This window comes from Flavobacterium lacisediminis (assembly GCF_025909975.1).
In the GTDB taxonomy this organism is placed as follows: domain Bacteria; phylum Bacteroidota; class Bacteroidia; order Flavobacteriales; family Flavobacteriaceae; genus Flavobacterium; species Flavobacterium lacisediminis.
Window position 1 is genome coordinate 21,566 of record NZ_JAPCIO010000005.1, and the last position, 20,793, is coordinate 42,358.

The 20,793-nt window shown below is 33.8% G+C and carries 24 protein-coding genes; 10 read left to right on the top strand and 14 right to left on the bottom strand.

The window, feature by feature from the left end; genetic code table 11:
* Nucleotides 1–23 precede the first annotated feature (23 nt).
* The 8 genes from ychF (at nucleotide 24) to OJ995_RS08320 (ending at nucleotide 10,428) form a co-directional block, all read left to right on the top strand.
* Nucleotides 24–1,118 (top strand): redox-regulated ATPase YchF, encoded by a 1,095-nt coding sequence (ychF, locus tag OJ995_RS08285; protein ID WP_264368990.1) that lies wholly within the window; start codon nucleotides 24–26, stop codon nucleotides 1,116–1,118.
* 2 nt (nucleotides 1,119–1,120) lie between these two features.
* Complete coding sequence (locus OJ995_RS08290) at nucleotides 1,121–1,819, top strand: porin family protein (protein ID WP_264368991.1); 699 nt, start codon at nucleotides 1,121–1,123, stop codon at nucleotides 1,817–1,819.
* Between the two features lie 92 nt (nucleotides 1,820–1,911).
* Nucleotides 1,912–2,577 carry a hypothetical protein gene (locus tag OJ995_RS08295; RefSeq protein ID WP_264368992.1) on the top strand — a complete coding sequence of 222 codons (666 nt, stop codon included), beginning with the start codon at nucleotides 1,912–1,914 and terminating at the stop codon, nucleotides 2,575–2,577.
* A gap of 6 nt (nucleotides 2,578–2,583) precedes the next feature.
* Nucleotides 2,584–3,255, top strand: coding sequence for a TIGR02117 family protein (locus tag OJ995_RS08300; RefSeq protein ID WP_264368993.1), 672 nt, complete (start codon nucleotides 2,584–2,586; stop codon nucleotides 3,253–3,255).
* Between the two features lie 126 nt (nucleotides 3,256–3,381).
* Nucleotides 3,382–5,238, top strand: a complete 1,857-nt coding sequence (locus OJ995_RS08305) for a DNA topoisomerase IV subunit B (RefSeq protein WP_264368994.1) — start codon at nucleotides 3,382–3,384, stop codon at nucleotides 5,236–5,238.
* A 32-nt stretch (nucleotides 5,239–5,270) separates the two neighbouring features.
* Nucleotides 5,271–5,888, top strand: coding sequence for a hypothetical protein (locus tag OJ995_RS08310; protein WP_264368995.1), 618 nt, complete (start codon nucleotides 5,271–5,273; stop codon nucleotides 5,886–5,888).
* Between the two features lie 36 nt (nucleotides 5,889–5,924).
* Nucleotides 5,925–8,639, top strand: coding sequence for a DNA gyrase/topoisomerase IV subunit A (locus OJ995_RS08315; protein ID WP_264368996.1), 2,715 nt, complete (start codon nucleotides 5,925–5,927; stop codon nucleotides 8,637–8,639).
* Between the two features lie 115 nt (nucleotides 8,640–8,754).
* Entirely contained in the window at nucleotides 8,755–10,428 is a 1,674-nt protein-coding gene (locus OJ995_RS08320; RefSeq protein WP_264368997.1) for a formate--tetrahydrofolate ligase, read from the top strand.
* 67 nt (nucleotides 10,429–10,495) lie between these two features.
* On the opposite strand, the gene OJ995_RS08325 is transcribed toward OJ995_RS08320, so the two are convergent.
* The 9 genes from OJ995_RS08325 to OJ995_RS08365 form a co-directional block, all read right to left on the bottom strand.
* On the bottom strand, nucleotides 10,496–11,266 hold the full coding sequence (locus OJ995_RS08325) for a TerC family protein (RefSeq protein WP_264368998.1): 771 nt from the start codon (nucleotides 11,264–11,266) through the stop codon (nucleotides 10,496–10,498).
* Nucleotides 11,267–11,302: 36 nt separating this feature from the next.
* Nucleotides 11,303–11,674: a DNA topoisomerase IV gene (locus OJ995_RS08330; protein ID WP_264368999.1), complete on the bottom strand. Its 372-nt coding sequence runs from the start codon at nucleotides 11,672–11,674 to the stop codon at nucleotides 11,303–11,305.
* Nucleotide 11,675: 1 nt separating this feature from the next.
* Nucleotides 11,676–11,915: a DUF6095 family protein gene (locus tag OJ995_RS08335; protein WP_264369000.1), complete on the bottom strand. Its 240-nt coding sequence runs from the start codon at nucleotides 11,913–11,915 to the stop codon at nucleotides 11,676–11,678.
* Nucleotides 11,915–12,382, bottom strand: a complete 468-nt coding sequence (locus tag OJ995_RS08340) for a hypothetical protein (protein ID WP_264369001.1) — start codon at nucleotides 12,380–12,382, stop codon at nucleotides 11,915–11,917. Before OJ995_RS08340 ends, OJ995_RS08335 begins: the two co-directional genes overlap by 1 nt.
* Nucleotides 12,383–12,385: 3 nt before the next feature.
* Nucleotides 12,386–12,850: a hypothetical protein gene (locus tag OJ995_RS08345; protein WP_264369002.1), complete on the bottom strand. Its 465-nt coding sequence runs from the start codon at nucleotides 12,848–12,850 to the stop codon at nucleotides 12,386–12,388.
* A gap of 8 nt (nucleotides 12,851–12,858) precedes the next feature.
* Nucleotides 12,859–13,677 (bottom strand): N-acetylmuramic acid 6-phosphate etherase, encoded by an 819-nt coding sequence (murQ, locus tag OJ995_RS08350; protein WP_264369003.1) that lies wholly within the window; start codon nucleotides 13,675–13,677, stop codon nucleotides 12,859–12,861.
* 4 nt (nucleotides 13,678–13,681) lie between these two features.
* A complete protein-coding gene (locus OJ995_RS08355) occupies nucleotides 13,682–14,062 on the bottom strand; it encodes a PH domain-containing protein (protein WP_264369004.1) in 381 nt (126 codons plus the stop codon).
* Nucleotides 14,063–14,128: 66 nt separating this feature from the next.
* A complete protein-coding gene (locus tag OJ995_RS08360) occupies nucleotides 14,129–14,863 on the bottom strand; it encodes a ZIP family metal transporter (protein ID WP_133607760.1) in 735 nt (244 codons plus the stop codon).
* On the bottom strand, nucleotides 14,863–15,606 hold the full coding sequence (locus OJ995_RS08365; RefSeq protein WP_264369005.1) for an SAM-dependent methyltransferase: 744 nt from the start codon (nucleotides 15,604–15,606) through the stop codon (nucleotides 14,863–14,865). The genes OJ995_RS08360 and OJ995_RS08365 overlap by 1 nt, the downstream gene beginning before the upstream one ends.
* 147 nt (nucleotides 15,607–15,753) lie before the next feature.
* On the opposite strand from OJ995_RS08365, the gene OJ995_RS08370 reads away from it, so the two are divergent.
* Nucleotides 15,754–16,917 carry a THUMP domain-containing class I SAM-dependent RNA methyltransferase gene (locus tag OJ995_RS08370; RefSeq protein WP_264369006.1) on the top strand — a complete coding sequence of 388 codons (1,164 nt, stop codon included), beginning with the start codon at nucleotides 15,754–15,756 and terminating at the stop codon, nucleotides 16,915–16,917.
* Between the two features lie 120 nt (nucleotides 16,918–17,037).
* Nucleotides 17,038–17,271 (top strand): hypothetical protein, encoded by a 234-nt coding sequence (locus tag OJ995_RS08375; protein WP_153200130.1) that lies wholly within the window; start codon nucleotides 17,038–17,040, stop codon nucleotides 17,269–17,271.
* A gap of 212 nt (nucleotides 17,272–17,483) precedes the next feature.
* Here OJ995_RS08375 and OJ995_RS08380 read toward each other — a convergent pair whose 3' ends face one another.
* From OJ995_RS08380 to rlmD, 5 genes are all read right to left on the bottom strand, one after another.
* A complete protein-coding gene (locus tag OJ995_RS08380) occupies nucleotides 17,484–17,678 on the bottom strand; it encodes a hypothetical protein (protein ID WP_264369007.1) in 195 nt (64 codons plus the stop codon).
* 11 nt (nucleotides 17,679–17,689) lie between these two features.
* Nucleotides 17,690–17,959 (bottom strand): hypothetical protein, encoded by a 270-nt coding sequence (locus tag OJ995_RS08385; protein WP_264369008.1) that lies wholly within the window; start codon nucleotides 17,957–17,959, stop codon nucleotides 17,690–17,692.
* A gap of 188 nt (nucleotides 17,960–18,147) precedes the next feature.
* The gene (locus OJ995_RS08390) at nucleotides 18,148–18,855 is read right to left on the bottom strand and encodes a DUF6048 family protein (protein WP_264369009.1); all 708 of its coding nucleotides are present in this window, start codon (nucleotides 18,853–18,855) and stop codon (nucleotides 18,148–18,150) included.
* On the bottom strand, nucleotides 18,836–19,339 hold the full coding sequence (locus OJ995_RS08395) for a DUF6452 family protein (protein ID WP_264369010.1): 504 nt from the start codon (nucleotides 19,337–19,339) through the stop codon (nucleotides 18,836–18,838). The genes OJ995_RS08390 and OJ995_RS08395 overlap by 20 nt, the downstream gene beginning before the upstream one ends.
* A gap of 2 nt (nucleotides 19,340–19,341) precedes the next feature.
* Nucleotides 19,342–20,754: a 23S rRNA (uracil(1939)-C(5))-methyltransferase RlmD gene (gene rlmD / locus OJ995_RS08400; protein ID WP_264369011.1), complete on the bottom strand. Its 1,413-nt coding sequence runs from the start codon at nucleotides 20,752–20,754 to the stop codon at nucleotides 19,342–19,344.
* Nucleotides 20,755–20,793 lie beyond the last annotated feature (39 nt).

Sequence of the window (20,793 nt, forward strand, 5' to 3'; positions counted from 1 at the left end):
GCACTTTTAAAAATACATTTAAAATGAAAGCAGGAATTGTAGGATTACCAAACGTTGGAAAATCAACTTTATTTAATTGTTTGTCAAACGCTAAAGCGCAAAGTGCAAACTTTCCGTTTTGTACTATTGAGCCAAATATTGGTGTAGTAAACGTTCCAGATCCACGTATTGCTCGTTTAGAGGAATTGGTTAAACCAGAGCGTGTTCAAATGGCAACAGTTGATATCGTAGATATTGCAGGTTTAGTAAAAGGAGCAAGTAAAGGTGAGGGTTTAGGAAATCAATTCTTAGGAAATATTAGAGAATGTAATGCAATTATTCACGTTTTACGTTGTTTTGATAACGATAATATCGTGCACGTTGATGGTAATGTAAATCCAATTCGCGATAAAGAAACCATCGATATCGAATTGCAATTAAAAGACTTAGAAACAGTTGAAAAACGTTTGGAAAAAACCAATCGTGCGGCAAAAACTGGAAATAAAGAAGCACAAGCTGAAAAAGCGTTGTTAGATAGAATTCGTCAGACTTTAATGGAAGCTAAATCAGCTCGTACCGTAATTCCTCAGAATCAAGATGAGGTAGATATGATGGAAGAATTCCAATTAATCACTACAAAACCAGTTTTATATGTTTGTAATGTAGACGAAGCTTCGGCAGTAAACGGAAATAAATATGTGGACCAAGTTCGTGAATTAGTAAAAGATGAAAATGCTGAAGTAATCATTCTTTCAGTAGGAGCAGAAGCTGATATTACTGAATTAGAAAGCTACGAAGAGCGTCAAGTTTTTCTTGAAGATATGGGATTAACTGAGCCAGGTTCGGCAGTGTTGATTCGTGCAGCTTACAAATTATTAAAATTACAAACGTATTTCACAGCTGGTGTTAAAGAAGTTCGCGCATGGACAATCAACATCGGAGATACAGCACCAAAAGCAGCTGGAGTAATCCACACCGATTTCGAAAAAGGATTCATCCGTGCAGAAGTTATTGCATTCGAAGATTTCTCAAATTTCGGTTCAGAAGCTAAAGTAAAAGAAGCCGGAAAATTAAGAGTAGAAGGAAAAGAATACATTGTTAAAGATGGTGATGTGATGCATTTCCGTTTTAATGTGTAAATATGAAGAGAGTCTTATTACTGTTAATAATTCTTGTTTTTAATTCGGTATTCTCTCAAGAAAAGGTTAGATTGGGTATTCATTCTGGAGTAAATCATTATTCGTTGAGAGGAAGTGAGGTTTTGGATGATGTAGATTCAAATTTTGGATATGCAATAGGTTTGAATTTTGAATATAAAATTTCAGAAAAGCTTTCTTTATCAACAGATTTAATTTTCGAAAAGAAGCAAGTAAATTATTCTTATGATTTTGTTTATACTCCAATGAGTCAAGATGGAATTCCTGGAGAAGATGAAAAATATCACGGAATAACAAAAAATTCGTTTAATTTTATAACATTGCCAATTACTCTGAAGTACAAAATAGGTAATAAAAACCCTTTTTTTGTTAAGAGCGGTGTTTATGTTGCTAAAATGCTTTCTCAAAAAGAAAAAACAGAAGTCTCGCCTTCTTGGACATATTATGGGAGCCCTAATGATAACTTTCCAATGGTTTCTGGTATGGATAATCAAGATTATGGTTTAACATTTTCCATAGGTAAAGAATTTAAAATTAAAGATAAAAATTATTTAATTGTTGAATTAAGAGATAATTTAGGTTTTCATAATTCTGTATCAAGACTTTTGGCTGATGGTTATAGTAATCAAGAAATTAAAACAAATACACTGACTTTATTAATTCAATGGTCATTTGGATTATAGTTTATAGTGAAATAAAAAGATAAAACCGTTGAAGTAATTCAGCGGTTTTTTTGTGGCATAACATTTGATATTTTCCTACAAAACAAACTACCATGAAAAAATATCTTATTATAGCCGTATTTGCATTTACATTGTTTTCTTGTAAAGATTCAGGATTGAACAACAGTTTTATTTATTTTTCTGAAGCCCAACCCACAAATGTGGATGAGATAACAGTGTTTCCAAAGAAGTTTGTTCGAACGTATACGATGGATTATTCACATCGTTTAGTAGTGGAACCCAAATGTGCTTACATTCTAGAAATAGAAACTTTAACCGCTTTAAAATCAGAATTAGATTCTATTCCAGATTTTGAATTGCGAAACAATCAAGTTTACGACAAATCAGAAAACAAAGCCTATAAAACATTCATTAAAGGAGATACAATTGCTTTTGAAATAGAACGTTTGGATACTATTTTTTCTTTTGCCGAAAACGAAATCGCCAAACAATATAAATCTTCGTTAGTTTTAAATAAGGAAGTGGATGGAAAATACCAAACCAGTATTTTGAAATTATCCACTATTGGAGCAAGACACATCCAACTTGGAACTAAAAAAGATTTTACAAAGTTAAAGACTGAATTAAAAATTCCCTTTGCAACCGAAATGAAAGAAAAAGACACACTTCATGTTGTTTTAACGCCAACTCGTGCCGATTTTAGAAAGTTATTACGAAAAGAAGGTTTTGAGTACGAAAGTAATTACTTGTTTAAATAAAAAGCTATGAGAATTATCAAAAAACTTCTGAAATACACTGCAATTTTTGTGTTGTCATTGATGACTTATTTGCTCATTGTAACTTTGTTGTCGTTTGTTTCTGTGAATGATGGTTTGGTGAAAAGTCGTAAAGAAATTCCAATTTACATCTTAACTAATGGTGTTCACACCGATGTTGTTTTGCCTTTAAAAAGCGAACACTACGATTGGACTAACCAACTCAAACCCGAACACACCAAAGCAAAAGATTCCACGTATCAATATGCAGCTTTAGGTTGGGGGGATAAAGGTTTTTATTTAGAAACTCCTACTTGGGCAGATTTGAAAGCAAGTACGGCTTTAAAAGCCGCTTCAGGATTGAGTGCAACGGCAATGCATGTAACGTTTTACAAAGATTTGAAAGAAAGTAACTCTTGTAAGAAACTTCAAATTTCTTCCGATAATTACAAAAAGTTGATTCTGTTTATTAATGAATCTTTCCAAACCAAATCAGGAAAATTTTTAAAAATAGAAACCGATGCCGTTTACGGAAAACACGATGTTTTTTATGAAGCCAACGGAAGTTATTCGCTATTTTATACTTGTAATTCTTGGGCAAATCAAGCCTTAAAAGCAGCCAATCAAAAAGCCGCGCTTTGGACGATTTCTGATAGTGGGATTTTTAGACATTATGAGTAGTTAGAAAGTCTTTTTTCTTTCCTGTTTTTTCTATCTTCTTAACCATATTTTGTCAATAACTTCTCGGTTTCTGGCTTCCAATCTTTGGAGATATGTGCTATATTGCACAAAATCCAAAATCTGTCTATGTTAGAGCAAAATCAATATACCGAAGACAATATACGTTCCCTCGATTGGAAAGAACACATTCGTATGCGTCCCGGTATGTATATCGGAAAACTAGGTGATGGTTCTTCGCCCGATGATGGTATTTATATTTTATTAAAAGAAGTATTGGATAACTGTATTGATGAATTTGTCATGGGTGCAGGAAAAACCATCGAAGTTACCATCAAAGACAAACTCGTTACGGTGCGCGATTATGGTCGAGGCATTCCGTTAGGAAAAGTCGTTGATGTAGTTTCCAAGATGAATACGGGTGGAAAATACGATTCCAAAGCCTTCAAAAAATCCGTAGGTTTAAATGGTGTCGGTACAAAAGCTGTAAATGCCCTTTCCAATTATTTTCGTGTAGAATCGGTACGTGATAACCAACAAAAAGCAGCGGAATTCTCTGCCGGAAATCTAACTTTAGAAGAAGACGTTCAAGAAACAACCAAGCGTAAAGGAACTAAGGTTTCGTTTATTGCCGATGAAGCGATTTTCAAGAATTACAAATACCGAAATGAGTACATCATCAAGATGCTCAAAAATTACTGTTATCTAAATACGGGATTAACCATTTATTACAATGGCGAAAAGTATTTTTCAGATAACGGTTTAAAAGATTTATTAGAAGAAGCGATTCATGAAGACGATATGGTGTATCCAACGATTCATTTGTTGGGCGACGATATCGAAGTAGCGATTACTCACAGTAAATCGCAATATTCAGAAGAGTATCATTCGTTTGTCAACGGACAAAATACCACACAAGGAGGAACACATTTAGGCGCTTTTCGTGAAGCGATTGTAAAAACCATCAAAGAGTTTTACAACAAACCTTTTGAAGCTTCTGATATTCGTAAATCGATTGTTTCAGCGGTTTCGGTTAAGGTTGAAGAACCTGTTTTTGAATCGCAAACCAAAACCAAATTAGGTTCAACCGATATTGGTCCGAATGGGCCTTCGGTGCGTTCGTTTGTGAATGATTTCATCAAAACGAAGTTAGATAATTTTTTACATAAAAATCCAGAAGTTGCCGACGCGTTATTACGTAAGATTTTACAAGCCGAACGCGAACGTAAAGAGCTTTCAGGAATTAGAAAATTAGCCAAAGACCGAGCTAAAAAAGCCAGTCTTCACAATAAAAAATTACGCGATTGTCGTGTGCATTTAACCGATGCTAAAAATCCAAGAAGTTTAGAAAGTACGCTTTTTATTACCGAGGGGGATTCGGCTTCGGGTTCGATTACGAAGAGTCGTGATGTAAATACGCAAGCGGTTTTCAGTTTACGTGGTAAGCCTTTGAACTCGTATGGGATGACGAAGAAAATTGTATACGAAAACGAAGAATTCAATTTATTACAGGCCGCATTAAACATCGAGGAAGATATGGGCGATTTACGTTATAACAATATCGTAATTGCAACCGATGCCGATGTCGATGGAATGCACATTCGCTTGTTGTTGATTACGTTTTTCTTGCAGTTTTTCCCTGAGTTGATAAAAGATGGCCATTTGTATATCTTACAGACACCTTTGTTCCGTGTGAGAAATAAAAAAGAAACGATTTATTGCTATAGCGAAGAAGAACGAGTAAACGCCATTGAAAAGCTAAAACCAAAACCAGAAATCACCCGATTCAAAGGATTAGGAGAAATTTCGCCAGATGAGTTCAAACACTTCATTGGGCAAGACATTCGATTAGATCCTGTTATGTTAGATAAAGCCACTTCAATTGAAACCTTGTTAGAGTTCTACATGGGTAAAAACACCCCAGACCGACAAGAGTTTATCATCAACAATTTGAAAGTGGAGTTGGATGTTGTGGAGAAGAATTAGTGTTCAAGATGAATCTAATTAAAAGTGAACAAATGAAATTATATACTTTTTTATTAATTCTGATATTCATTTCATGTAAAGAAAATGAAGTGAAATCGGATAATAAAATTTCCGATATTGAAATAAAAGAAAAAGAACATGATTTTTCTGGTTCAATGAAATTTAAGTATGAAAATATCACTTCAGTTGAAGTTTATTCTTTTTTGAATAAAACAACGGTTGAAATGTTTAAAGGATATAGAAAAGATATTAATTTTAATTCAGATGTTCAGATATCAAATGATTTTATCAAAGAGAATATAAAGTTAAATGATAGACAAAAATTGGAGTTATTTAATTTAATAACTAAGGATTCTTGTAAATCTGAACAAAGTCCTTCAGAATGTTATAATCCGAGACATGCAATCTTTTTTAAAGATAAAGTGAACAAAACTTTAGGTTCAATCGAAATGTGTTTAGATTGTGATGATTTCAATCATTCTGAAAGTTTAGGAAATGCAAAATACTATTGTTATGACGACATGAGAATGTTTTTGTACAATGTTGGAATTAGATATTTTATAAATGACGATCACTCAGGTAAAATGACAGAAGATGAGTTTTCTGAAATAGAGAGAATTTATAGAACATTACCAAAATTGAAAAAATAAGTTTTTAAAACATACTGAAAATAATTCAGCATAAAAATGAAAGACGAAGAAGAAGATAACATCATTCCAAACGAAGACGAAAATTTCGATAATCAAGACCAATCTACTAACGAGGAAGGTTTTGACGATATTCGTGTTTCAACAGGACATCATTTTTACGAAAACAACGAAAACCCAGAAGACACCATTACCAAAGTTACAGGAATGTACAAAGATTGGTTTTTGGACTACGCTTCGTATGTAATTCTAGAACGTGCAGTTCCAGCGATTGAAGACGGTTTTAAACCGGTGCAACGTCGTATTATGCACTCCATGAAAGAGTTAGATGATGGGCGTTACAATAAAGTTGCGAATATCGTTGGGCATACGATGCAGTATCATCCACACGGAGATGCGAGTATTGGTGACGCCATGGTGCAAATTGGGCAAAAAGACCTAATCATCGACATGCAAGGAAACTGGGGAAATATCTTAACAGGAGATAGTGCCGCAGCTTCCCGTTACATCGAAGCCCGAATTTCAAAATTTGGTCACGATGTATTGTATTCGCCAAAAATCACCGAATGGGGAATGTCATACGATGGTCGTCGTGCCGAACCGATTAATCTTCCGGTGAAGTTTCCATTACTGTTAGCCCAAGGCGCAGAAGGTATTGCCGTAGGTTTATCGACCAAAGTGTTACCTCACAATTTTAACGAATTAATAGATTCGTCTATCAAAATATTAAAAGGGAAACCTTTTACCTTATATCCCGATTTTCCAACCGCAGGTATTGCTGATGTTTCTAATTATAATGATGGATTACGTGGTGGACGCGTGCGTGTGCGTGCAAAAATTGGTCAATTAGACAAACAAACTTTGGTAATTACCCAAATTCCGTTTTCAACCAATACGTCAACATTGATTGATAGTATTTTGAAAGCCAACGAAAAAGGGAAAATAAAAATCAAGAAAATTGAAGACAATACCGCAGCTGAGGTTGAAATTTTAATTCACTTGCCAGCTGGTGTTTCACCTGATAAAACAATTGATGCCTTGTATGCATTCACGGCTTGTGAAACTTCGGTGGCGCCGTTAGGTTGTGTGATTGAAAACCACAAACCGTTGTTTATCGGTGTTTCTGATATGTTGAAAATTTCGACTAACCGAACGGTTGATTTACTGAAACGCGAATTAGAAATTCAGTTAGACGAGTTAGAAAATAAATGGCATTTCTCTACGTTAGAAAAGATTTTCATTCGTGAAGAAATGTACATCGACTTCAAATTGTATTCCGACAGAGAATCGTTGTACAAATATATGTATGACCGATTTGAGCCGTTTTTAAAATCATTTGTTCGTGAAATTAACGATGATGATTTGCAAAAATTAACACAAATTCCAATGATTCGTATTACACGTTTCGACTCGGATAAAGCGGATGAAGCGATTTCGAAATTGGAAGCCGAAATGGAACAAGTGAAATATCATTTAGACCATATTATTGATTATACAATTGATTTCTTCCAAAAACTAAAAGACAAATACGGAAAAGGACGCGAACGCCAAACCGAATTAAGAAGTTTTGATAATATTGAAGCTACGAAAGTGGTTTTACGTAACACAAAACTTTATGTAAATCGTGAAGAAGGTTTCTTTGGAACAGGTTTAAAGAAAGATGAATACGTTGCTGATTGTTCGGATATCGACGATGTAATTGTTTTCCTTCGCGATGGAAAAATGATGGTAGCGAAAGTAGATGATAAAAAATTCGTTGGAAAAGACATTATTCACATCGCTGTTTTTGATAAAAACGACAAGCGAACCATTTACAACATGATGTATCGTGATGGTAAAAACGGTTCCACTTTTATCAAACGTTTTAATGTTTCAGGTGTAACTCGTGATAAATTTTATGATTTAACTCAAGAAAAACCAGGTTCAATGGTGTCGTATTTCTCTGCCAATCCAAATGGAGAAGCCGAAGTAGTTACGATTTTATTACGCCAAGTAGGAAGCGTGAAAAAACTGAAATGGGATGTTGATTTCTCAGATATTGCTATCAAAGGAAGAGCTTCACGTGGAAATACGGTAACCAAATATCCAATCAAAAAAATCGAGTTAAAAGAGAAAGGAATTTCGACTTTACGACCAAGAAAAGTTTGGTTTGATGATACGGTACAACGCTTAAATGTCGATGGAAGAGGTGAGTTGTTAGGCGAATTCCGACCAAATGATCGTTTGTTGATTGTGAATCAATCCGGAAAACTAAAAACTATTATTCCAGAATTAACCACACATTTTGACGAAGACATGATTGTGTTGGAAAAATGGAATCCAAATAAACCAGTTTCGTGTATTTATTACGATGGTGAAAAAGAACGTTATTTTGTAAAACGTTTCTTGGTTGAAAACGAAAATAAAGAAGAAATTTTCATTACCGAACACGAAAAATCGCAATTAGAAATTGTTTCTACCGATTGGCGTCCGGTTGCTGAGGTTATTTTTGCCAAAGTAAAAGGAGTTCAAAAAGAAAATCAAATCGTTGATTTAGAACAATTTATTGCAGTAAAAGGAATAAAAGCTTTGGGTAACCAATTAACTACTGACAAGTTGAAACAGATAAACTTGTTAGATCCATTACCTTATGAAGAAATTTTGGAAGAACCTGAAGCGCAACCAGATGCTACTGATGAAAGTGAAGGCGCTGATATAACCGATTTCAACATAGAATTAGATGACGACGGACAGATAACACTTTCCTTAGAATAACCACAACCTGCGAGACTATTTTTGTCTTGCAGGTTTTTTTAGAAACATGATTTTTGTCGTGTTTTTTTCAACCAAATAATACTAATTTCGAATACCAATTATAACACAACAACTAATGTCAAATTTTCCATCAGACATTGAAATTGCTCAAAATGCAACGATGTCTCACATAAAAGAAATCGCCAAAAAAATCAATATTGAAGAAGACGATTTAGAATATTATGGCAAGTACAAAGCCAAATTACCGTTACACTTACAACAAGAAAATCCAAAAGGGAAACTAATTTTAGTTTCAGCCATGTCACCAACCAAATATGGGGAAGGAAAAACTACGATGTCAATTGGTTTGACTGATGGATTGAATTACATTGGTAAAAGAGCAATTGCTGTTTTACGCGAACCTTCATTAGGACCTGTTTTCGGTTTAAAAGGTGGAGCAGCTGGCGGTGGTTATGTTCAAGTATTGCCGATGGAAGACATCAATTTACATTTTACAGGCGATTTTTCGGCAATTGAAAAAGCGAATAACTTGTTATCGGCAGTGATTGATAATAATTTACAAAACACGAAATATTCATTAAATCTCGACCCAAAATCTATTGCATGGAAACGCGTGATGGACATGAACGATCGTTCACTTCGTCAGATTATTATTGGTGTTGGAGCGAAAGCTAATGGAACCATGCGTGAAGATGGTTTTAATATTACGCCTGCATCAGAAGTGATGGCAATTTTATGTTTGGCAAAAGATTTAGAAGATTTGAAATTCCGATTAGGAAATATATTCGTTGGAAAAACGTTAGACGGAAAAGCTATTTTTGCTAGAGATTTGAATGTAGTAGGAGCAATGGCAACCTTATTGAAAGATGCGATTAAGCCCAATTTAGTCCAAACCATCGATGGAAATCCAGCAATTTTACATGGCGGACCATTTGCAAGTATTGCGCAAGGTACAAATACAGCTATTGCAACAAAAATGGGATTGTCTTTAGGAGATTACGTAGTAACAGAAGCTGGTTTTGGTGCTGATTTAGGAGCAGAGAAGTTTCTACACATCAAATGTGAACAAAGTGGTTTAAAACCAGATGCTGTAGTTTTAGTAGCAACTATTCGTGCCATTAAACATCATGCCGGATTAGCTGCAGAAGATTTCAAAACTGAAAATGTAAGTGCGATTGAAAAAGGTTTCTGTAATTTAGAAAAGCATATTGAAAACATTCAAAAATTTGGCATTAATCCAGTGGTTTGTGTGAATGCTTTTCCAGATGATACACAAGCAGAATATGATAAATTGAAAGAATTATGTGCCAATAAAGGAGTTACAGCAATTGTAAGTACAGCTTTTGTTCATGGTGGAAAAGGTTCGGCGGAAGTGGCTGAAAAAGTGGTAGATGAAATTAATAAAGGTAATGCCAATTATAAACCTTTATATCAACCATCGGACAGTATCGAACATAAAATTAATGTAGTAGCGAAAGAAATTTATGGTGCGAATTCAGTAGAGTTTTCTCCAAAATCAAAATCACAGTTAAAAATGATTAACGATTTAGGTTTTAGTCATTTTTCGGTTTGTATGGCCAAAACGCCAGCGAGTTTTTCAGACAATGAAAAGTTAATTGGTCGCCCTGCTAATTTTGATATTACCGTTCGTGAATTTGAAATTGCAAGTGGCGCTGGATTCATTGTGCCATTGTTAGGAGAAGTAATGAGAATGCCTGGTTTACCAGCTGTTCCAAATGCAGAACGAATTGACATTGATAATAACGGTGTGATTACTGGATTATCTTAACACTCATATTCTATAAATAAAAATGTCCCGAAAATATCGGGACATTTTTTATATAATAATTTTATAATTAATTTTTCTTACGCATTTTCATATTGATGAATTCAACGCCTAGCGAGAAAGCAATTGCAAAATACAAATAACCTTTTGGAACAGCTCCAACGTGTTGTCCTGCTAATTCAGCGTGTGATAAGTGCATACTTTCTGTAATTAGCATGAATCCAATTAAGATTAAGAAAGCTAAACCTAGTATTTGAATAGAAGGATTTGCATTTACAAAATTCCCAACAGGAACCGCAAATAACATCATAACTCCCACAGAAATAACAACTGCAGTAATCATAATTACTAACGCACCTTCGATTCCATTCGTCATACCTACCGCAGTTAAGATACTATCTACAGAGAAAATGATATCGATTAATAAAATTTGACCAATTACGCTTGCAAACGATTTGGTTGCAGAAGTTTTTAATTCTTTTTCTTCTTCGCCTTTATGGTCTACTTTTTCGTGGATTTCTTTAGTACTTTTATAAATTAAGAACAAACCTCCTAATAATAAAATCAGAGCTTGTCCAGTAATTTCGGCTGAGAACCATCCAAAATCAAAGCTAAACCATGGCGCTTTCATAGCAATTAAAATGGTAATCCCAAATAACAAGGCTATACGCATAAACATGGCTAAGAATAATCCAATTCGGGTTGCCCTTTTACGTTTTTCTTGAGGTAATTTTCCGGTAACAATCGAAATAAAAATGATGTTATCGATACCTAAAATGATTTCTAAGAAGGTTAAGGTTAACAGTGCTATCCATGCATCGGGATTTAAAAATACTTCCATTTTTTTGTTTTAGTTTTAAAACTAATTATACGTTAACTAGTTTAGTTTTGTTACAGTGCCGCGTTGTTTTTTTGAATCTCCAACAAATGAATATTCAAAAGTGTATGAGTTTCCGTTTGTTGTCAAAATTTTCATTTGAACTGCTTTTTTCTCTTCTCTGTTTTTTGGATGTACGTTTTGCATTATGTATTCGCAATCGTTCGTCCATCGTACTTTAAAAGTGTCTATTTTTCCTTCGTATGTTTCTATCTGAATCGAATCGTTTCGTTCAAAAGTACTGGTGTATTTTTTGCCTTCAATTTCAGTTTCTGAAGTAAATTTACCAGTTTTAAAATCGGTACAATTGCGTTCTTGATTGTAGCAAGAAACCATAAGTAGAGCCGAAAATAAAATAAAAATAGATTTCATATTATGTATTTGTGTTTTTGTCTCCATCAAACATACTTTTTACTAGAGTAGTAATTCCCTTAAAAATTAAAAACATAGCCGCTAATGCAATTATAATTCCTAATCCTAAAACATAAGGATACAATGGGCTTTCTTGGTTTTTAAAAGCACTGTTGATAATTACAGGTCCAAGAAATAATAAAGGCAAAGCACCTGAGAGATATTTTATGCCTTTTGCTAATATGTTTTTATCAGTTGCCATTAGAAAGTGATTTGTAATCCAACACCATTTTGATTTGTAACAAATTGAATAGATTCTATAGTGAGTCCGTTATCTTTGTTATTTATTTCTTTATTATAATCTTGAACTACCATTTTTATTTTTTTAGTGTAGCCCATTTTTATTGGAAAAGAAAGCAAAAATGTACCTATCCCAACATATGTCATTGCTTTTGGATAAGTGTCTTCTGCTCCTGAAATTGTTAAATAATCTGCAGCAAATAAAGCAAAACTACCATAGAATAATATGTTTCCTAATGTTTTTTTGCTTCTTCCATCGTTGTAAAATTCTAGCATCCCAGGTTGGGTTTTTAAAAGTTCTCTAACTTCTGAAGGTTTCATTTTTTGTCCTTCTGAACTAAAGATTCTACCACCCGATTTATAGATTAATTCTTGAGAAAATAGGCATGTGGTTGTGAAAAACGTCAGTAAGAAAAATATTTTTTTCATTTCTTAAAAATTAATTCGAAGTCCAACTCCATTAGAATTATTTACAATATTCAATTCAAAATTATCGCCTAATGTTTTCTTTTGTTCTTGTAGCCCAGCATTATAAATATCAACACTTTCTTGTACCATTTTCTTTCTTCCAGATAGAATAGGAATTGAAATTGCCATTAATCCAACTCCAGCATAAGTTAATGCAGTAGGATATTTTACATCAGATGTTAATCCCATAGCTAAATCTGCAACTGTTCCACCAATACCTAAACCAAGTAAAAAACCACCAAGAGATTCTTTAGTTTTAGCTTTTTTAAATAAATGCAATGCTTTTAAATCGGTTTTCATTAGGTTCTTTGTTTCAAATGAAGACAATTGTTCTCCATCTTGAAAAATTTTACCGTCTGTATACTCTAATTTTTGAGCAAAAGATATCGAAAAACCGAATATTGCTACGATTAAAAATAATTGTTTCATGGTATATTTTATTTGTTGTTATTGTAAAAATCTACTGCATTTCTAACACTTCCATGTGTTTGTAATAATTGATTGGCTTCTTCATAACTTACTGGAATTTCATCCATAATCATTCTCGTTCCTCTATCAATTAATTTGGTGTTGCTTAATTGCATATCAACCATTTTGTTGCCTTTTACTTTACCTAACTGAATCATAGTTGCAGTCGAAAGCATGTTTAAAACCAACTTCTGAGCGGTTCCAGCCTTCATACGAGAACTTCCCGTTACAAATTCAGGTCCAACTACTACATCAATCGGGAATTTAGCGGTTTTGGATAATGGACTTTCCGCATTACAACTAATACTTCCTGTGCTAATATTGTTTTGATTACACATTTCTAATCCACCAATCACATAAGGCGTAGTTCCCGAAGCGGCAATTCCAACAACTACATCATTTTCATTGATATTCCATTGTTGTAAATCTTTCCAAGCTTGTTCTTTATCATCTTCGGCAAATTCTACTGCTTTTCTAATGGCAGTGTCGCCACCAGCAATAATTCCAATTACCAAATCAAACGGAACTCCAAAAGTAGGCGGACATTCCGATGCATCTACAATTCCTAAACGACCAGAAGTTCCAGCACCAATGTAAAACAAACGACCACCTTGTTTCATTTTAGAAACGATTTCAGTCACTAATTTTTCAATTTGTGGTAATGCATTTTCAACAGCTAAAGGAACGGTTTTATCTTCGTTGTTGATATTCGTCAACAAATCAGTAACCGACATTTTTTCTAAATGTTCGTATTTGGAAGCTTGTTCAGTGGTTTTGGTAAAGTTCATGCGATTATTTTAAAACGTGATGCGCCAATACATTCTGCACATCATACACATTAACTGATTTATTAAATTGTTTCACAATACTCGGATGAGCTTCGCTTGAAACCCAAATTTTCAATTCGGCTTCTAGGTCAAAAGTGCCTGCTGTTTCTACACTGAAACGTGAAATGCTTTTGTAAGTAATGGATTTATATTCAATTTTGCTACCTGTAATTCCTTGTTTTTCAACTAGAATTAATCGTTTATTGGTGAAATTAAAAGTATCTCGGATAAGTTTAAAACCCAATTCGATTTCTTCACCCGTGATTAATAATTTGCCATAATCTTTCACTAAAGTTTCTTGATTTACAGCACCTGCATTGCCAAGTAGCGCAGAAAATAATCCCATATCAAATGTTTTAAATGTTCTTCAAATTTAATTAAAAACTACTTATGTTTTAAGCCTTTTAAATTTTTAATGCGAATGCCCCATTTCAATAATGTAAGCCAATACAAAACCAAAGACAATCATGGTAATTTTTGCCAAATTGAATTTGTGGCCTTCGTTACTTTCAAAAATAATAGTAGACGAAATATGAAATAAAATCCCAACTACCACAGCCGAAATTTCTTTTGAATAATGTTGGGCAAAATGCATTTGTTCGGCTAATAGCGTTCCAAGTGGAGTCATTAATGCGAATGAAAACATAAAAGCAAAAATCATCATTTTATTCATCTTCGCATTTACGAAAAACAAGGTCAAAATAATGGCAATAGGGAAGTGGTGAACCGCAATTCCATAAGCTAAATTGTTGTTTTCGTGAATTGGGAAACCTTCTAACAAGGCGTGAATACACAAACTAATAAACAACAACCACGGAATGTGATGCAATTCGTTATGTTCATCGGTATGTACGTGAACGTGACCGTGTTCAGCACCTTTTGAGAAAAATTCTAGTAAGATTTGGAATAAAATTCCAATCATGATGAAAACACCAACCGGTAACGTGGCATGTGTTTCTTCGCCTTCGTGAACGTGATTATGTCCTTCGCTAAATAATTCGGGAAGTAAATGCAAAACGGTAAGCGATAATAAAAACGCACCACTGAATGCCAACAATAATTTGATGTTTTTTTTCTTTTGGGGTTTTAAAAACAAAGCGATTAAAAACCCTAAAATAACGGCTGAAAAGGTGATGATATATTGCATTATTTAAAAATCATAATTAAACGTTCTGATTGTGTTTTAAAGAATTTTCGCAATTTATAATCGCCAAAAATATCCAAAAGATAAATGCCGGCTTCTTCCATGATTTTTTCGAAATCTTCTAAGCGAAGTGCTTGTACTTTTTCGGTGAAATGAAACTTTTCGCCTTTATCTTCAAAATCAATTTCTTTGTAAATGTGTCCGTCTTTTAAGTAACGTTTGATGTGAAAATCAATTCCGTCTACCGATTTTACTTCATCGGCAACCAAATTTTCCAAAACATAATCCACATTCATAAAATCGATTACTGCAAAACCTGTTTCGGTTAAACTGTTGTGAATGGCTTTGATGGTTTTATAATTGTCGGCATCGTCTTCAAAATAGCCAAAACTGGTGAATAAATTGAAAATCGCATCGTACTTTTCGTTACACGTTTCGCGCATATCGTGCACTTTGAAATGCAGTTTCTCATTAGCAAATTCAGATGCTTCTTTAATACTATTTTCAGATAAATCAGCACCTGTAACATCAAAGCCTAAAGAGTTTAAATAAATCGCATGACGACCTTTTCCACAAGCTAAGTCTAAGATTTTAGCGTCTTCTGGAAGGTTTAAATAGTGAGTCAAATTGTCCATTAACAATTGCGCTTCTTCATCGTTGCGTTCCTTGTATAAAATGTGATAATATTCGGTATCAAACCAAGAGGCAAACCAATTTTCTGTTGAAGTCTTTTGAATTTCTGACATTTATTCTTTTTCAGGCAAATTAATCTTGCAAATTTAGTGTATTTTTGCACGATAATTCAATTAATACGAATATTGATTTCTAATTTTAGGAATCAAATTTAAAAATAATAGTAAGGAAAAGGAAATTACTATTTTAAAGAAAAGTAAATGGAAAATTTTAAAATGACTGCCAAAACCTTCTTTGGTTTTGAAGAAATATTAGCTAGAGAATTACAAATTCTTGGTGCACAACAAGTGGAAATCGGTACACGTGTGGTGAGTTTTAAAGGCGATAAAGGATTTATGTACAAAGCCAATTTGGCTCTTCGTACGGCTTTAAAAATCTTAAAACCTATCAAAACCTTTAAAGCGCATAACGACAAAGCGTTGTATGAAGGTATTAGAGCGATTGATTGGTCGGATTATTTGACTGAACACAATACGTTTTTAGTAGAAACTACATTGCATTCTGAAAACTTCAATCACAGTCAGTTCGTGGCTTTAAAAACCAAAGATGCGATTGTAGATCAATTTAGAGATTTGAACGGAAAGCGTCCAAGTATCGATAAAGATTTCCCAGATTTACAAATTCATGTACACATTGATAGAGATAATGTAACGGTTTCGTTAGATTCTTCAGGCGCTTCTTTGCACCATAGAGGTTATAGAACGGCTACGAATATTGCTCCAATAAACGAAGTTTTAGCAGCAGGAATGTTGATTTTATCGGGTTGGGAAGGGAAAAGTCATTTCTTAGATCCAATGTGTGGTTCGGGAACTATTTTGGCAGAAGCTGCGATGATTGCTTGCAATGTTCCAGCGAATATTAATCGTAAGGAATTTGGTTTTGAGAAATGGAAAGATTGGGATGCGGAATTATTTGATAACATTATGGAATCGTTATTAAAGAAAACACGCGAATTTCATTATACTATTACAGGTTATGATAAAGCGCCAAGTGCGGTTGCTAAAGCAAAAGACAATGTTAGAAATGCCAATTTAGACGAATATATTACGATTTCAAACGAAAACTTTTTCGATTCTAAAAAAGAAACTGAAGGACCATTACACATGGTATTCAATCCGCCTTATGGAGAGCGTTTGGATATTGATATGGAGCGTTTTTACAGAGAAATTGGTGACACTTTAAAACAAAATTATCCAAATACCAACGCTTGGTTCATCACAGCAAATTTAGAAGCTTTGAAATTCGTAGGCTTGAAACCTAGTAGAAAAATTAAACTTTTCAATGGAAAGCTTGAAGCACGTTTGGTGAAATACGAAATGTACGAAGGCAGCAAGAAAGGAAAGTATATGAATACTGAAGAGTAACATTTTTTGTCAAGCTGAACTCGTTTCAGCTTCTCCAGATAGATTCTGAAACGAGTTCAGAATGACAGATACGTTTTCGATTCAACAATTAAACAGTTTAACAATTAAACATTATAAACAATGAGCAAAAAAGTAAAATCATTCTTATATAACTTCTTAGGATTTGTAGTGATTTATTTACCAACATTATATTTAGTAGACGAATTCACGCATTTGAATGGACTTTGGATACCAATGACTGCTTTTATGGTAGCATTAATTTTAGCTCCAAAATTCCAAGCGATAAAAACGCACAACGGTGAAAAAATCTACATGAAGTGGTTTTTTATAAAAGGTGTGAAAGAAATAGAATAAGAAAATCCCGAGTGTGAGCTCGGGATTTTTTTCTTTATAATTTAAAAATGGTGACTAGCCATAAACAGCTTTTTAACGTTCCGCGGCTTGGCGCAGTAGCGGCTGCGTGAACGATTATTTTCTTGCTAAGATAGATTTTCCAGCGGAAAATCGAACGTGTTTTTAATTATAAATTTAGCTATTGTGCCAAACCGCTGTTGTGTGCAGTTTATTTATAAATCATCAAGATATCTTTCTAAGTTTTCAATTTCGATAGATTTAACTGTATCGATTATCATTTCAAGCCCAATATAGCTATGATACTTTGTTTTTATTTTTTCAATAATTAGTGGAGATATTTTCTTTTCAAGTCTATCTTGAGATATTTCTACTATTATTTTTTGCATATTAATTATTCCTTCATCCATTGTTTACTTTATTATAGTGGAATTCTTGTTAAGCAAACTTTTAATCGTTTTAAAAGATGTTCCTCTTCTATACATTCTAACGGTTTTAAATTATCTAACGCTGGAATATTTTTGTTAAGCCAATTATTGCAATCTTTTTCAAGTATTCCAAATATAACTTTCGCTAATTCTTCATCATCATTTAATGACATTATCAAATCATTTGGCGCGTTAACACTTTGAAATGTTATTGAAAAACCTTTCCAATTTTCTTCAGAATAATACTTTTCTAATTCGATCACGTTCTTTTTTAAGATTAAGCTCTGTTAAATTGCACACAACTTGTATATATGCGCTACAAAGTAGCGCCAATCTACCCATTTTTGGGTGTATATGCGCTACAAAGTAGCTTTTTCAAATATAATAAAATAGTTACAACATTATAAATTACACTCACAAAAAAAGCGCCACTTTCGTAACGCTTCGTTTGTTATTTTTTCTCTGTTGTGATTTTGTTTTTCTTGTAAATCGGTATGAAATAACTTAAAGAGTAATTAAAACCGGTTCCAAACTTTCCGTCATACGTTCTATTATAACCAGGTATAAAAAGGTTGTCAAATCCATCAGGTTGTTTGTTTGAGACTAAATAGTTCAATCGTACAGAGAACCCTAAATAAACGTTGCTAAACAACTCAGCTTTGATACCTCCCACAACTTCTATCCAACTCGCGTTTAACCCATCAAATTCTTCTCCTGAAATTATGGTGTTTTCTCCGTAATAGTTAGTTGGGTCATAAATAGTGTAGCTGTTTAAGGTTTGGCTAAAACTACTAATTCCGTAGCGCATTCCGGCGTAAATCATGTTTTCCATGTCGAGCCAGTTTTCAAAGGAATTGTAATCAAACCCAACTTTAAAATAGGTTCCTTTTGTAGTAAAGTTTAAGCGGTCGTCGTCAACGGTTTTGTCTTCGTTTCCAATTTCACCTGCGATGTAGAACTTTTTTGTTAAACGGTAATCTCCAACCACTTCAAAACCTCTATATTCTTTTTCGTAAAACGAACGCGCTATTTTGTGTAAATCAACACCTACTCGCAAACCATAACGTTCTGGATATACTACTTTTGCGGTGTCTTTAGTTTGTGCATTTCCTAATAACGAAATACAAACCAAGCTCAGACTAAAAATAAATCTTAACATGTACTTCATTTTCGGTTTCTATATTAGGTTGTATCACTTCAATGTTTTGAATCCAGTTATTGCCATCAGCTGTTAACACAATTGGATTGGTATCGTTTAAATAAAATAGTGTTTTAAAGCCACAAGCGCGTGAAATATATTCGTCGATTCTTTCATAATTAAAAGTAATCGCATCAATATTATCATTTGCAGTATCGGTATCACTTCCGTTTTGGATAAAATTCAAAGTAGTAATATCAGCTGTTGTTCGTAATGGAACTTGAATTTTACTTATACCGTTAAAGCCATAACCGTTTACAAAAGTAGGTTCAATTACTCCTAAATTCGTAACATTTTTTAAAACAGTAGGATTAGCCGCATCGTAAAACTCAATTATTAATCGAGGTGTTACAGGTGTTCCACTAGCACAAATATCATCTTTTTCGCAATTCCAAAACGAAACCGCTACAAGTAAGGATAGGGTTATAAAAACTAATTTTTTCATATTTATCTTTTTTCTAAAAGAACCACGTTTTCCACATGATGCGTTTGCGGAAACATATCCACTGGACGCACACGAACCACTTTGTACTTTTCGTCCATCAAAGCTAAATCACGAGCTTGTGTTGCCGAATTACAACTTACATACACAATTTTTGGTACATCTGTTTTCAATAACATTTCTACCACGTCTTTATGCATGCCATCTCTTGGTGGATCGGTGATGATAACGTCAGGTTGTCCGTGTTGGTTGATGAACTCGTCGTTGAACACGTTTTTCATATCCCCAACATAAAACTCACAATTCGTAATGTTATTGCGTTCCGCATTTGCTTTTGCATCAATAATAGCTTCAGGTACGGCTTCAACACCAATTACTTTTTTCGCTTTTTTAGAAACGAATTGCGCAATGGTTCCAGTTCCGGTATATAAATCGTAAACAGTTTCATTTCCAGTTAAACCTGCAAATTCTCTAGTAATTTTGTACAATTCATACGCTTGGTCAGAATTGGTTTGATAGAACGATTTCGCATTAATACTAAAATGTAAACCTTCCATTTCTTCCAAAATATAATCACGACCTTTAAACAAAATAATATCTTGGTCATACAACGTATCATTCAATTTCTGATTGATAACATATTGTAACGACGTAATTTGAGGGAAACGTTCTGCTAAGAAATTCATCATCAATTCGATTCCGTTTTTATCGTTTTCAAAAAACTGAATCAATACCATGATTTCTCCAGTTGAAGCGGTACGAATCATCAACGTTCGTAATAAACCTTCCACAGCTCTTGCATTAAAGAACGTTAGGTTGTTTTCGTTAGCAAATCGTTTAATTTCGTTACGAATTTCGTTAGATGGATCTTCTTGTAAATGACATTTATCAATATCTAAAATCTTATCCCACATTCTTGGAATATGAAATCCTAAGGCATTTTTATTGTCAAATTCAGTTCCCGATAGAATTTCGGCATCGGTCATCCAACGCGCATTCGAGAAACCAAATTCCATTTTATTTCGGTAAAACAATTGCTTTTCGGAACCTAAAATGGGCTCGAATTCTGGCAATTCAATCTTACCAATTCGCTTTAAATTATTATAAACTTCCTGATTTTTATAGAACAATTGTTGGCTGTATTTCATGTTTTGCCATTTGCAACCGCCACAAGCACCAAAATGTTCGCAAACCGGTTCAATTCTATGTTCTGAAAATTCGTGTATTTTTATAGCTTTACCTTCGTAGTAGGCTTTTCTTTTCTTCATCGTTTGCACGTCTACCACATCGCCTGGTACTACATTTGGAAGAAATATTACTTTACCATCAGGAGCTTTAGCTACCGATACACCTTTTGCACCTGCATCAAGGATTTTTACGTTTTCGAATACGATTTTTTCTGTTCTCTTTTTTCCCATGAGGCAAAAATAAGAATTGTTCAGTGGATTTGATAGGTT